This window comes from Acidocella facilis ATCC 35904 (assembly GCF_000687875.1).
GTDB lineage: Bacteria > Pseudomonadota > Alphaproteobacteria > Acetobacterales > Acetobacteraceae > Acidocella > Acidocella facilis.
Genome location: NZ_JHYG01000007.1, coordinates 227,738 through 240,499, shown reverse-complemented (window position 1 = coordinate 240,499; position 12,762 = coordinate 227,738). Strand labels below are relative to the sequence as shown.

The 12,762-nt window shown below is 64.6% G+C and carries 13 protein-coding genes; 7 read left to right on the top strand and 6 right to left on the bottom strand.

Features of this window, described 5'->3' with window-relative positions:
• From T331_RS18190 to T331_RS0111525, 4 genes are all read left to right on the top strand, one after another.
• On the top strand, positions 1 to 155 hold a 155-nt coding region (locus T331_RS18190), incomplete at its 5' end, for an ATP-binding protein (RefSeq protein WP_035179962.1).
• Between the two features lie 798 nt (positions 156 to 953).
• On the top strand, positions 954 to 1,835 hold the full coding sequence (locus tag T331_RS0111535; RefSeq protein WP_026440117.1) for an ABC transporter permease: 882 nt from the start codon (positions 954 to 956) through the stop codon (positions 1,833 to 1,835).
• A 4-nt stretch (positions 1,836 to 1,839) separates the two neighbouring features.
• The gene (locus T331_RS0111530; RefSeq protein ID WP_026440116.1) at positions 1,840 to 2,625 is read left to right on the top strand and encodes an ABC transporter ATP-binding protein; all 786 of its coding nucleotides are present in this window, start codon (positions 1,840 to 1,842) and stop codon (positions 2,623 to 2,625) included.
• A gap of 16 nt (positions 2,626 to 2,641) precedes the next feature.
• Positions 2,642 to 3,574, top strand: coding sequence for a glycosyltransferase family 2 protein (locus T331_RS0111525; RefSeq protein WP_244876945.1), 933 nt, complete (start codon positions 2,642 to 2,644; stop codon positions 3,572 to 3,574).
• 15 nt (positions 3,575 to 3,589) lie between these two features.
• On the opposite strand, the gene T331_RS18185 is transcribed toward T331_RS0111525, so the two are convergent.
• The gene (locus tag T331_RS18185) at positions 3,590 to 4,600 is read right to left on the bottom strand and encodes a glycosyltransferase family 2 protein (RefSeq protein WP_244876944.1); all 1,011 of its coding nucleotides are present in this window, start codon (positions 4,598 to 4,600) and stop codon (positions 3,590 to 3,592) included.
• Positions 4,601 to 4,863: 263 nt separating this feature from the next.
• On the opposite strand from T331_RS18185, the gene T331_RS0111515 reads away from it, so the two are divergent.
• From T331_RS0111515 to T331_RS0111505, 3 genes are all read left to right on the top strand, one after another.
• Positions 4,864 to 5,325, top strand: coding sequence for a nuclear transport factor 2 family protein (locus T331_RS0111515; RefSeq protein ID WP_026440114.1), 462 nt, complete (start codon positions 4,864 to 4,866; stop codon positions 5,323 to 5,325).
• Between the two features lie 63 nt (positions 5,326 to 5,388).
• Entirely contained in the window at positions 5,389 to 6,351 is a 963-nt protein-coding gene (locus tag T331_RS0111510; protein ID WP_051622339.1) for a magnesium transporter CorA family protein, read from the top strand.
• Positions 6,348 to 6,791 carry a SufE family protein gene (locus T331_RS0111505; protein ID WP_008492681.1) on the top strand — a complete coding sequence of 148 codons (444 nt, stop codon included), beginning with the start codon at positions 6,348 to 6,350 and terminating at the stop codon, positions 6,789 to 6,791. The genes T331_RS0111510 and T331_RS0111505 overlap by 4 nt, the downstream gene beginning before the upstream one ends.
• A gap of 36 nt (positions 6,792 to 6,827) precedes the next feature.
• Here T331_RS0111505 and T331_RS18180 read toward each other — a convergent pair whose 3' ends face one another.
• The 5 genes from T331_RS18180 to recO form a co-directional block, all read right to left on the bottom strand.
• Positions 6,828 to 7,178 carry a YXWGXW repeat-containing protein gene (locus tag T331_RS18180; RefSeq protein WP_155992696.1) on the bottom strand — a complete coding sequence of 117 codons (351 nt, stop codon included), beginning with the start codon at positions 7,176 to 7,178 and terminating at the stop codon, positions 6,828 to 6,830.
• Between the two features lie 76 nt (positions 7,179 to 7,254).
• Complete coding sequence (locus T331_RS0111495; RefSeq protein ID WP_211248719.1) at positions 7,255 to 7,590, bottom strand: hypothetical protein; 336 nt, start codon at positions 7,588 to 7,590, stop codon at positions 7,255 to 7,257.
• Positions 7,591 to 7,678: 88 nt separating this feature from the next.
• Positions 7,679 to 9,682, bottom strand: coding sequence for an FUSC family protein (locus T331_RS18175; RefSeq protein ID WP_051622337.1), 2,004 nt, complete (start codon positions 9,680 to 9,682; stop codon positions 7,679 to 7,681).
• Positions 9,683 to 9,692: 10 nt separating this feature from the next.
• Positions 9,693 to 11,909 (bottom strand): DNA topoisomerase IV subunit A, encoded by a 2,217-nt coding sequence (parC, locus tag T331_RS0111485; protein ID WP_026440111.1) that lies wholly within the window; start codon positions 11,907 to 11,909, stop codon positions 9,693 to 9,695.
• Complete coding sequence (gene recO, locus T331_RS0111480; protein ID WP_026440110.1) at positions 11,899 to 12,639, bottom strand: DNA repair protein RecO; 741 nt, start codon at positions 12,637 to 12,639, stop codon at positions 11,899 to 11,901. Before recO ends, parC begins: the two co-directional genes overlap by 11 nt.
• Positions 12,640 to 12,762 lie beyond the last annotated feature (123 nt).

Here is a 12,762-nt window from a genome sequence, read left to right as displayed (position 1 = left end):
CCAGCCAGGTACCGGTCGAGCGCTGGTACGAAATCATCGGCGATCCAACCATCGCCGACGCCATCCTCGACCGCCTCGTCCACAATGCCTATCGCATCGAACTCACCGGCGAGAGCCTGCGCAAAAAGCGCGATCAGGCTACCGCTACCGCCTGAACTTGACCCCAAACAAGGACCCGATAATCATTCAACCAGACCCAAACGAAGACGTTCAGGTGGCCGACATCAAATCGGAACGCTGGCCGGCTTCAATTCGGAATCAGTGGCCGGATTCAAGTTGGAATGCATGGCCGGCTTCGTCGGAATCCGCAGCTGAGCCGAGCGGTGAACACCTCCCAGGATTTTTTGGTTCCATAGGGTCCCATACCGGGGGCCGGGGGTGGGCTGGCCGGTTCCTGGAAATGACCGGGAGGGTGTTTTCTGGTTCCCCTCAGGCTATCCAGGGCCGAGACCACCACCCGCAACGAATGATACATTATATCATCAACTCACGAGCCGTCCGCTTTTCTCGGTGGCGTCTTGTCCTTCATGACACCCAAGGAGCCGAATCGGTGCCGATGGGCGGCTTGACATGTTCCCACAAAACTTCCCACATGGGTCAAATTCAGCCCCCGGCTTGTCCGCTAAGTCATTGATTTTCATAGATCCGATACTGAGGGACTGCTCGTCCAGGTCCCCCAGCCATCCTTCGGTCACTCATCTCATTGCGGATACGGACCCTGGGGTGGCTTGCCGCGTTGGCCAAATCCCCCCCCCGCCCGCAACACAACATTACAGGAAAGCGAGGCAGGGTTTTGCCCGCCATCTCGACCCTGCGGCGCGAGCGCGCTATGTGCGGTGCCGCTGGCAGCGCGTCTCCGGCGGGCCGGCCGGGGCGGACTCTCACGTGCCATCCACGCCCCGGCAGCGCGGCTGATGGCACGATGCCGATCTATTTTGAGGGGTTTGATATATATGGCGGAGCTCGCGCCACCGGACAGCACGCTCAGGACGCTGAAAACACCGACCCGTTTCGCGCTCTCCGCCGATCGCGGCTGGGGCCAGCGCTTCGGCCTGGCCTTCGTGGATCTGCGCGAGGGCGCGTCGCTCTACCGGCTGATCTGGGCCCTGGCCTTTTCTGAAATTAAGTTAAGATATCGCGGCTCGGCGATCGGCCCATTCTGGCTGACCATCTCCACCGGCATCCAGATCGGCGCCATGGCCTTCCTCTATGCCGATCTATTCCATACCGTCATCAAGAGCTACCTGCCCTATCTGGCGATCTCGCTGATCCTCTGGAACTATCTCAGCTCGCTGGTGGTGGAAGGCTGCACCTGCTTCATCAGCGCGGACGCGCTGATCAAAGGCACCCGCATGCCGCTGATGGTGCATGCGGTGCGCACGGTGCTGCGCAACACGATCATCCTGGCGCATAACATCATCGTCGTCATCGTCGTGCTGGTGGTCTTCCAGGTCAAGCAGAGCCTCTTCTCGCTGGCGGCAATCCCGGGCTTCGCCTTGTGGCTGATCGACGGGGTGTTTCTCTCTTTGCTGCTGGGCGCCATCTGCGCGCGCTTTCGCGACATTCCCCAGATCATCGCGGCGCTGATGCAGGTCGCCTTCTTCCTGACCCCGATCATCTGGCAGATCAGCGCCCTCAACGGCCACCCGGCGGCGCAACATCTCATCGAGATGAACCCGTTCAATTTCATTCTCAGCGTCGTCCGCAACCCGATTCTCGGCCTGCCTTTGACCTCCACGGATATTTTCGGCGCGCTTGGCGTCTCCGCCGCCATCGTCATCATCTCCCTGGTCGGCTTCGCCCGGTTCCGCGGCCGTATCGCGTTTTGGGTCTAGCAGCGTGACACATCTGACAGCCTTCAATCTCTCGATCGACTTTCCGCTCTATCATTCGGAGAGCCGCTCGCTCAAAAAAGCCCTGCTGGGCAAAATGTCCGCGCGCTTCGGCGTCGACAAGAAAAGCCGGCCGACGGTGCAGGCGCTGCGCGACATCTCTTTCTCCCTGAAGGAAGGCGACCGGCTCGGCCTGGTCGGCTCCAACGGCGCCGGCAAGACCACGCTGCTGCGCACCCTCTCGGGGATCTATCAGCCCACGATGGGTTCGCTCTCGATGGAGGGCAAGCTGGTCTCGCTGCTCGATCCCGGCCAGGGCATGAATATGGAGCTCTCCGGGCGGGAGAATATCCATCTGCGCGGCTATTTCCTCGGCCTGTCCAAGAGCCAGATCCGCTATCTGGAGCAGGATGTCGAGGAGTTCGCCGAGCTGGGGCAGTTTCTGGATATTCCGGTGCGCAACTATTCCTCCGGCATGGTCGTGCGTCTCGCCTTCGCCATGGCCACGGCCTTCCCGCCGGAAATTCTGCTGATGGATGAATGGCTGCTCGCCGGCGATGCCGCCTTCATGACCAAGGCGAAGGCGCGGGTGGAAGGCATGGTGCGCCATGCCGACATCCTGATCCTGGCCAGCCACTCCGCCTCCACCCTGGCCGAATGGACCAACCGGCTGATTTGGCTGGATAACGGCCAGATCCGGGCGGATGGCAAGCCGATGGACGTCTTCGAAGCCTATCTGCCCCGGCATGATTTCGAAGAGCTGCTGCGCGGCCAGCAGATGGCGAATCTTTGAGCCCCCGGCCAGCAGCTTGACGACGCCGACGGCCAGGATCGAGACGATGGGCGCCCGGCTGCATGCGGTGATCGTGACCTATAATCCGGACCTGGCCGGCTTCACCCAGGTGCTGGCGAACCTGGCGCGGCAGGTGGAGCGCGTTTCCATCATCGATAACGGCTCCGCCAACATCCAGGCGCTCGAAACCCTGGCCGCCGCGCACGCGGCGCGCCTCACCCGCTTTCCCGAGAATCGCGGCATCGCCGCCGCCCAGAACCAAGGCATCGCCGATGCCGCCGCGCAAAGCGCCGATTATGTGCTGCTGATGGACCAGGACACGGTGCTGCCGGACGGCACCGCCGCCTCCCTGCTCCAGGACAGCATCGATCTCGCCAACCAAGGCGTCAGGATCGGCGCCGTCGGCTGCGCCTATCGCGATACGCATGATGGCCGCCTCACGCAGATCTGGCGCGCGCGGGGCCTGCTGCTGCGCCGGCAGCGCGTCCACCCCGGCGATCCGCGCCTGCAGGAGGTCGATTGCGTCATCGCCTCAGGTTCGCTGATCCCGATGGCGACATTGCGCGCGGTCGGCGACATGGAAGCAGATCTCTTCATCGATCTGGTCGATATCGAATGGGGACTGCGGGCGAAGTCCCTTGGCTATCGCAGCTTCGTCAGCTTCAACCGGATCATGGCGCACACGCTGGGCAATGGCCGGCTGAAACTCTTCGGCAAAACCATTTCCGTGCACAGCCCGATCCGCAATTACTACTCGATCCGCAACAGCATCATGCTGGCGCGCAGAGACTATATCGGCATCGCCTGGCGCCTTTATTTCATCCGCCGGATCATTCCCTATTTCATCGTCTTCGGCCTGTTCGGCGGACAGACAAAATCCCGCCTGCGGATGATGACACGTGGGCTGCTCGACAGCCTGCGCGCCCGCACCGGCGGGCTCGGCCGGTGACCAAAAAACGCCTGCTCAGCCCTGCAATTTTCGATTGATGATCTGCGCCGCCCTGACCACCAGCCGCGACTTGGTGCGCAACACCATCGCTTGCATCCGCAACCGCTTCTTGACCTTCGCCGGCAGGAACGGATTGGCGCTCATCAGCCCCACATAATCCTCCATGATCTCGATCAGCTCGTCGCGATGCTTGGCCATCTTCTGGTCCTGCGGCGAGTTGGACGGCACGATGGCCCGCATCGCCTCGCCGAGCACCAGAGGGTTGAAGCGCGGCAGCAACAGATCCTTGACGAAAAACCGGTTCTTATCGGCATCGTCAGGGAAATTTTTCACGAGCTTGTGGATGTAGCGCAGCCGGCTGCGGCTCATCTTGATGCTGTAGGAGGTGCTGTTATTATTGATGCACCAGACCGTTACCGGTTTTTTCACGAAATAATTCGTATAGCCCTTGCGGAACATCCGCAGGAACAGATCGTCATCCTCGTAGCCGGTGAATTGCGGGTCGAACCCGCCGACGGCCTCGAACGCCTCACGCCGGATCAACGAGGCGGAGGGCAGCACATGCATATCCTGGCCCAGCATGTCGTTGAGGAATTTTTTCGGATGCTTGGAATGGTGAATCACGGTCTCGCGACGAACCACCAGCCCATCCTCGTCGGCCTCGACCAGATCCGCGTAAACCCAGCCAAAATAAGGGTCTTTACGTTTAACGCCGTCCAGCAGAATTTCGATATGGGTCTTCAGATAAAAATCGTCCTGGTCAAGAAACGAAATGAAATTGGAACGGGTCTGCTGCACACCGAAATTGCGCGCCGACCCCTGGCCGCCATTTTCCTTGTGCAGAACCGTAAACCCCATGCGCGCCGCGATTTCGTCCAGCGCCTGGGCTTCCGCCGGCGAGGAACCGTCATCCACCACGATGAATTCCGCCGGCGGGATGCTCTGCTCCAGCACGCTGCGCGCCGACCGCTCGATATATTTCGAGCCATTATAATAGGGGATGATGACGCAAACGGACATATCCATCGGGGTTTCCCCAAAACTCTGCTGCATACTGGCGGGACCTGCTGACCTGAAAACGTCTGATAAACTGGCACTTTACTTCGCAAGAACCAATGCAACCGTCTATAGACACCGCCGACCTTCCCGAATTTTAACGCATCGCACCAAAGCCCGGGCCGCCGCCGGCCCGCTGGCGTGCGGGATTGCCTTGCGGCTGGCGGCTGCCTTAAATCTTGCACATCTCTCCATCTCCGGACGCGCCCGGACCCACATCACGGAGTTGCCCCATGCCGCCCTTGACCCCGCCTTTCACGCTGGAGACTGCCATCGCCAAGGTTCGCCTCGCCGAGGATGGCTGGAACAGCCGCGACCCGGCGCGGGTTTCGCTGGTCTATACCCCGGACAGCGTCTGGCGGAACCGCGCCGAATTCGTCACCGGCCGGGAGGAGATCGTCGCCTTCCTCACCCGCAAATGGGCGAAGGAGCTGGATTACCGGCTGATCAAGGAACTTTGGGCCTTCACGGATCACCGCATCGCCGTGCGCTTTGCCTATGAATGGCACGATGATAGCGGCACCTGGTTTCGCTCCTACGGCAACGAGAACTGGGAATTCGACGCCCAGGGGCTGATGCAGCGCCGCTTCGCCAGCATCAACGACCTGCCGATCCGCGCCGAGGACCGTAAATTCCACTGGCCGCTCGGCCGCCGGCCGGACGATCATCCCGGCCTCAGCGCGCTGGGATTGTAAAGGATCCATCGCTTGCCAAGTTGAGGGGCGCTGCTAATCCTGCGCGAGGATGAAGGACCAGACATGCTGAAAGCCTATGCTTGCCACCACGCGCGGCTGCAGAGCCTGCCCCCGGCCGATTTCACCGATGCGGTCTGGTTCGATCTGGAAAACCCGACCGCCGAGGAATATGCCTTCGTCACCCGCCTGACCGGCAATTCCCTGCCGCATTACGATGATCTGGCCGAGATCGAGAATTCCGCCCGGCTGTCGGTGGAGGATGACGTGCTCACCCTGTCCCTGCCGGTGGTCACGCGCGTCGAGGGGCTGCTGGAGGACGGGGTGTGCGGCTTCGTGCTTTCGCCCAAGCATCTGATCACGCTGCGTTTCGCCCCCAGCGCGGTGTTCGCGCAATTCACCTCGCCGCCGCCGCCCGAAAACGTGCCGCCCAGCGCCCATCTCTTCGCCGGGCTGCTGGAGGCGATCTCCGACAAGCTGGCCGATGCGCTGGAGAAACTGCGGACCGAGCTGAACGATCTCAGCCACCAGATCTTTCATCACCGCATGGGCAGCCGCACCCCCTCGCGCAATGCCGAGCGGGAATTACAGGCCATCCTGGTCAAGCTCGGGCTCGATTACGACTCGCTCTCCTATCTGCGTGACTGCCAGCTCGGCATCGCCCGCATCGCCCCCTATGCCAGCGTGGCCGCGCCCTGGCTGGGCAAGCCGGTGCGCGAGCGGCTGAAATCCGTGCAGAAGGATGTCTCCTCGCTCAACGAATTCTCCACGCATTTGACCGACAAGATCCAGTTCCTGATGGATGCGACGCTGGGCTTCATCAACATCGCCCAGAACAGCCTGATCAAGGTGCTGACCATCGTGTCGATCATGGGCATCCCGCCGACGCTGATCGCCGGCATCTATGGGATGAATTTCAAGATCATCCCGGAGCTGAGCTGGACCTATGGCTATGCCTATGCCTGGGCGCTGATGATCATTTCCGCGGTTGCGCCGCTGATCTGGTTCCGTAAAAGAGGGTGGATATGACCGTTTTTTACACCCCCGAAGACGCCAGCGCCGCCAGCGCCATCGAAGCCATCGGCGCCGAGCTTGAGATGTTCGACGATTGGATGGAGCGCTACGAATTCATCATCGAGCTGGGCCGCAAACTGCCCCCCTACCCGGCCGAATGGCAGGATGAGGCGCATCGCGTGCGCGGCTGCCAATCCCAGGTCTGGCTGGCCGCCGAGGAGCAGGATGGCAAGCTGTTTTTCACCGGCGCCTCGGATGCCGCCATCGTCTCCGGGTTGGTGGCCCTGGTGCTGCGGGTGTTTTCCGGCCGCACACGGGCGGAAATCCGCGCCACCCCGGCGAAATTCCTGCATGATCTCGGGCTGATCGGGGCGCTCTCGACCAATCGCGGCAATGGCGTCGCGGCGATGGTGGAGCGGATCCACGATCTCGCCAGCGCCCCGGCGGCCGGCTGAACGCACCGGGGGCGCGCGGCCCCCGGGCAGATCACATCAATACCAGCCGCCCGGCACCCAGCGCCAGGCGCCATCAATCAGCGTCCAATGGCCGTCGCGCCAATGGTGCCAGCCGGGGCGGCGGCGGACATAATGGCCACGGATCCAGAGATAGCGGTCGCCATTCCAGTGCCAATGGCCGGGTACCCAGACAAAGGCGGCGCCGGGCGGGGGTGGCGGCGGCGGCTCGAAGCGCGGCGGCGGGACCGGGCGGAAGCCAGGCGGGGGCGGCGGGCCACCCGGCGGGGGCATCGGCTGGGCATTCGCGGCACCGGGCGCCAGCGCCAAGGCCGGCGCGGCGATCAGCGCCCCCACAAGCAGGCGGGACAACATGCGGCGTGTGGTCATGAACTCCTCCTGATACGCTGTTCAGGAGGGTTAGGCCCCAATCATGACAAAGCCGGGACGCTTGGGTAAGAAAGCGTTACGGGGTCGCCTGCGGCGCCAAGCGGCGGCGGTTGGCGCGCACTTTCTTGCGGTAAAGCTGCATCACTTCCGGCGCATTCAGCCCCGGCTTGCCGGACATCGCGGCATCGAGCATCAGCGCCCCGCTTTCATGCGCCGCCATCAGCTTTTCGGAGACCATCAGCAGCGTCTCATGCGGCGCGTCATGCCCGCCTTGCGCCAGCTTGGCCAGACGCAGCGCGATCACCTGCTGCGCCTCAAAGGCCAGCATCGCGCTCTGCATCGCCAGATTGGGCAGATCCAGACCAGGCCAAACCGGCCAAAAACCGGACTCAAAGGAAGGAAATTTCGTCATAACATCGATCTATATGGGTTTATGCTGCGCCGCAGCAATAAAAAACCACGCAATGCCCCCCTGCCCGGCTGGCATGGGCCCCCGCGCCCTATGCTCCTGCCTCTTGCGCGATCAGCTCCGCCTGCCGCGCCAGCCGCACCAGATCCGCCGCCCCGGGGCCGATCGGCAGCGCCGGGCGTGGTGCCGCACGCCCGTCCTCCAGAATCTGACGCAACCAGACCGCCCAGCCCCGCCACACATCGCGCTCCTGCGGGGCGATGGCGGGGCGCTCCAGCGCCAGCAGCGAAAGCCGCCCGGCCATGCGGCGCAAAGCCGCATCGGCGGCGGCAACCTTCACCATCGCCGGCTCGTGGCGCCCATGCGGCTCGGAGAGTATGCGCTGCAACGCGGCTTCGAGATTATTGCTGGCCAGGCCCGCGGCACGCCGCGCCGTCTCCGCCGCCCCCCAGCTCCCCTGCCCCAGCAAAGCGTCGATCACCGCCTCCACATAAGCGGCATGGGCGCGCCGCACGGTGCCGAGGAAGCTCTCCAGCTTCGGCGCTTCAAAGCCCGGCCAGAGCAGCGCGCTGCCCAGAACCGCCAGCGCCCCGCCGAGCAGCGACCACAGCACCCGCGAGGCAGCGACGAAGAATTCGCTCTCGCCCGGGCGCAATTTTTCCACCAGCAGCACCACCATCGGGGTGAGCACGGCGATATAGAGGCTGAAATTCACCGGCCGCAGCGCGAAGGCGCACAGGCTGAGCGGCAGCATGGCAAGCGCCAGCTGCAGATCGGTATGCACAAAAAACCCCAACGCCGCCGCCAGCACCCCGCCCAGCACGGTGCCCGCACAGCGCTCCGCCGTGCGCGCCCAGGTGGCGGCGAAATAAGGCTGCAGGCAGAAGACCAGCGTGATCGTCGCCCAATGTGAATAGATGCCGCCGAAGCGCGTGGTCACCGCCAGTACCGGCAGCGCGATCACCGCCGCCCGCAGCGCGTGCCGGAAGGCGACGGAGGACAAGGTGAAATTCTGCCGGATCGGTGAGAGCACCCGCCGGCGCAGCCCCACCGGGCTTGGCGCCGGCAGTGCCGCCCCTGTGGGCGGCGCCACCGCGATCAGCACCGCGAACTGCTCGGCAATCGCCGCCAGCACATGGCGCTCGGGCGCATCCGGCAAATCCCGCAGCGCCTGGCGCAGCCGCTTCAGGCTGGCGCGCTTGCGCGGCGTATCCAGCGGCCGGTCGGCGAGGATTTCCGGCTCCATCGCAGCCAGCCAGCCCGAGATCAGCCGCAGCGGCGCCACGCAGTCATCGCGCACCGCCGGGTCCTGCTCCAGCTGTTCGGAGAGCGCGATCAGCGCCCCGAAAATCCGGTCGAAACTCTCCAGCCGCAGCGAAAGCTGCGCCCCGCGCGGCGAAACCGGCCCGCGCCGCCGGAAGGTGGCATAGGCCACGGCCCGGGCATTTTCGATCGCCTCGCGCACCTGGCCGCGATATTCCAGCGCATGGGCGGAAAACGCCGCTTCGCCCTCGGCATGGCGGGCAAAGCGCACCAGCTCATTATTCAGCCGCGCCAGCCGCCGCGCCACCTCCGCCAAAGCCCGGCGTGAGGCGGCGTAAGGATGCGTCTCCCAGATCACCAGCGTCAAAATCACCGCCCAGCCGGCGCCGGCCAGGAAGTTCAGCCCGTGCAGCAGCGCCCAGCCCATGCCGGACTCCGGCGCCCCCAAAGCCAGCAACGCGGCGACGCTGCTGAGATTGCCCACCTGCATCCCGGCCTGGCCGTAAATCCGGGCAAAACTCGTGCAGAACACCAGAAACGCCGCCAGCGGCGCCGAAACCCAGGGGCTCTGCGCCCCCACCCAGCTGAACAGCGCATATAGGCTTGCCCCCAGCAGCGCATAGCTGATCACCGCCGGCGCGCGGCGTGCGGCCGGCCCGCCAGGGTCGGCATAGCAGGTCAGCAGCGCCCCCAGCGCCGCCAGCCCGAGCTGGGGCACGTCGAAGACCTGCCCCAGCAGCAGCGGCAGCGCCACCGCGCAAAAGGCCCGCAACCCTTCGGAGAGCGACAGACCCCGCAAATCCGGCTTCAGATTGGGGGCCGCCAGCTTCATTCAGCCAGCCTCAGCCGCCGAATTTGTTGGATTTGGGGAAGCCATTCGGCGGCAGCCGCCCGGCCGCCGCGCGCGCCCCCAGCCATTCGGTCAGCTTGCCCTCATTGCGCACGCGCTCGCCGATGCTCCAGCTCAACCCCTCGGCCAAGGTGAACACCTTGGCATCCGAAAGCCCGCCATCCTTGTATTTCTGCAGCTGCACGCCGGTGCCGCGCGGCATCTCCGGCAGCTGCTCCAGCGGGAACACCAGCAGCTTGCGGTTCTGGCCGATCACCGCGACATGGTCGCCATTCGCCGGCACGCACAGCACCCATTCCTCGCCGGGCTTCACCACCAGAATGGTCTTGCCCGCCCGCCGCTCGGAAGCCAGCTCCGCACCAGGCAGGATAAAGCCCCGCCCGGCGGAAGAGGCGACCAGATATTTCTGCTCAGGATCGGGCACGAACAGCATCAGCACCCCGTCCTCATTCGCCAGCTCGATGATCAGCCGGATCGCCTGGCCATCGCCGCGCCCGCGCGGAATGTCGGAGGCCTTGATGGTATAGACGCGCCCATTAGTGCCCAGCAGCGCCACCTTGTCGGTGGACTGGCAGGGCAGCATCGCGAACAGCTTGTCGCCTTCCTTGAATTTCAGCTCCGCGCCATCGGCCAGATGGCCCTTCTGGGCGCGGATCCAGCCTTTCTCGGAGAGGATGATGGTGATCGGCTCACGCTCCACCAGCGCCTCGGCGACGATCTCCACCATCGGCGCGGCCGCGGAAATCTTGGTCCGCCGCGCGCCCAGCCGCCCGGCGCCGAACTTCGCCTGCACCTCGGCGATCTCCTCGGCGATTTTCGCCCAGCGCTTGGTCTCGCTCTGCAGCAGCCCCTGCAGCCCCTTCTGCTCCGCGGTGAGCTTCTTATGCTCGTTGCGGATCTCCATCTCTTCCAGCTTGCGCAAGGCGCGCAGCCGCATATTCAGGATCGCCTCGGCCTGCACCTCGGAGAGCTCGAAGGTGGCGATCAGCTGCTCCTTCGGCTTGTCCTCGAAGCGGATGATCCGGATCACCTCGTCCAGATTGAGGAAGACCTTGATATAGCCATCCAGAATCTCCAGCCGCCTGGCGATGGCGGCGAGCCGATGGTTGGACCGGCGCACCAGCACCTCATGCCGGTGATCCGCCCAGGCGCGCAAAATCGCCTTCAGCCCCATCACTTTCGGGTTCCGTCCATCCGCCAGCACGTTCATGTTCAGGGAGAAGCGGGATTCCAGCTGGGTGGCGCGGAAGAGCGAGGCCATCAGCATGTCCGCATCCACGCTGCGGTTCTTGGGCTCCAGCACCAGCCTTATCTGCTCGGCGCTCTCATCACGCACATCCGCCAGCAGCGGCAGCTTCTTATCCCCCAGCAGCAGCGCGATCTGCTCCACCAGCCGGGATTTCTGCACCTGATACGGAATTTCGGTGACGACGATATTCCAGGTGCCGTTCTTCGCCGGCTCCTTCGCCCACACCGCCCGGGTGCGCAGAGAGCCGCGCCCGGTCTCATAGGCCGCCAGAATCGTCGCCTCATCCTCCACCAGCTCGCCGCCGGTGGGGAAATCCGGGCCCTTCATATGCGCCAGCAGCTCGGCCGTGGTGGCGTCCGGGTTGGCGATCAGATGCAACGCCGCCGCGCACACCTCCCCGGCATTATGCGGCGGAATCGAGGTCGCCATGCCCACCGCGATGCCGGAGGCGCCATTGGCCAGCAGATTCGGGAAGGCGCCGGGCAGCACCACCGGCTCCTGCTCCTCGCCATCATAGGTCGCGCGGAAATCCACCGCATCCTCATCGATGCCGCGCAGCAGATATTCGGCGATCTCGGTCAGGCGCGACTCGGTATAGCGCATCGCCGCGGCGTTATCGCCGTCGATATTGCCGAAATTCCCCTGCCCCTCGATCAACGGGAAGCGCGAGGAGAAATCCTGCGCCAGCCGCACCAGCGCCTCATAGATCGAGCTGTCGCCATGCGGGTGGAACTTACCCATCACGTCGCCGACCACGCGGGCGCATTTCTTGAAGCCCGAGCGCGGATCGAGCTTGAGCTGGTGCATGCCGTAGATCAGCCGGCGATGCACCGGCTTCAGCCCGTCGCGCACATCCGGCAGCGAGCGGGACATGATGGTGGAGAGCGCATAGGCAAGGTAACGCTCGGAGAGCGCGTTGCTGAGCGCCAGATCCTCCACCTGCCCGAAATCATCCGGCATCGCCGCGCTCCTTCTCCTCAAGCCTCAGGGAAAGTTGCTCATAAAGAGCCTCGCGCGCCGGCGGAAGGGGGCGGTGGCGGGCGCCGAACAGGTCACGGGCGAGAAAATGCCCGGTCAGGCGCAATGCCGCCACGCAATCCTTGAGGTCCGGCTCGCTCTCATCCAGCAAAAAATCCGGCAAGGGCAGCAGCCGGTTCGCCCAGTCCCCGGCCTGCGAGAGGGTCACCGCCCGCCCGGTGCGGGGCGAGACATAGGCCAGACGGTCATTGCCGCCGGCAGAGGAGGAAAAATCCAGCCCGAAGCCCAGCTCGCGCAGCAGCACCAGCTCCCAGCGGCAAAGTGCTGGCAGCGCGACGCCTTTGATCTCGATGCCCGCCAGCAGCCGCAGCAGCCCCTGGAAGGTCTCGGGCGCGGCCTCGCGTTCGGGCAGGGCCTGGGCGGCCAGCTGGCAGGCGGCGCGCAGCACAGCCAGGCTGTCCGGCTCCTGCATCGCCAGCGCCGCCACCGGGCGCACCAGCTCGCCGCTATAGGCGCCGAGCTGCTCGGGCAGTCGCGCCACCCATCGCGCCGCGACGATATTGCCTTGCTCCCAGATGCCGCCCTGCCGGCGCGAGGCCCCGCCCTTGGCCAGCCCCCGGCGCAGCCCGTCGGGGCTCAGCAGCGTGACGAGATAATCCCCTTCGCCATGGGGGACGCGCTCGACAACGATTCCCGGCCCCTCAATCTCCATGGCGTGGTCCCCAATGAGCAAAAGTTTTTGGAGGGCGGAGGCGGCCAAGGTTCCGCCGCCGCCCAGCGGCGGTGGAAAGCCGCCGGAGGGGTGGGGTGTTTTGTCAAAAACACCCCAAGAAAG

What these genes read in the sequence shown, in the direction of transcription:
- T331_RS0111510 (WP_051622339.1), top strand. Translation starts at nt 5,389, where the DNA reads ATGCTGAAAGCCTATGCTTGCCACCACGCGCGGCTGCAGAGCCTGCCC.
- T331_RS18185 (WP_244876944.1), bottom strand. Translation starts at nt 4,600, where the DNA reads ATGGATATGTCCGTTTGCGTCATCATCCCCTATTATAATGGCTCGAAA.
- T331_RS18180 (WP_155992696.1), bottom strand. Translation starts at nt 7,178, where the DNA reads ATGACCACACGCCGCATGTTGTCCCGCCTGCTTGTGGGGGCGCTGATC.
- T331_RS18175 (WP_051622337.1), bottom strand. Translation starts at nt 9,682, where the DNA reads ATGAAGCTGGCGGCCCCCAATCTGAAGCCGGATTTGCGGGGTCTGTCG.
- parC (WP_026440111.1), bottom strand. Translation starts at nt 11,909, where the DNA reads ATGCCGGATGATTTCGGGCAGGTGGAGGATCTGGCGCTCAGCAACGCG.
- T331_RS0111495 (WP_211248719.1), bottom strand. Translation starts at nt 7,590, where the DNA reads ATGACGAAATTTCCTTCCTTTGAGTCCGGTTTTTGGCCGGTTTGGCCT.
- T331_RS0111515 (WP_026440114.1), top strand. Translation starts at nt 4,864, where the DNA reads ATGCCGCCCTTGACCCCGCCTTTCACGCTGGAGACTGCCATCGCCAAG.
- T331_RS0111535 (WP_026440117.1), top strand. Translation starts at nt 954, where the DNA reads ATGGCGGAGCTCGCGCCACCGGACAGCACGCTCAGGACGCTGAAAACA.
- T331_RS0111505 (WP_008492681.1), top strand. Translation starts at nt 6,348, where the DNA reads ATGACCGTTTTTTACACCCCCGAAGACGCCAGCGCCGCCAGCGCCATC.
- recO (WP_026440110.1), bottom strand. Translation starts at nt 12,639, where the DNA reads ATGGAGATTGAGGGGCCGGGAATCGTTGTCGAGCGCGTCCCCCATGGC.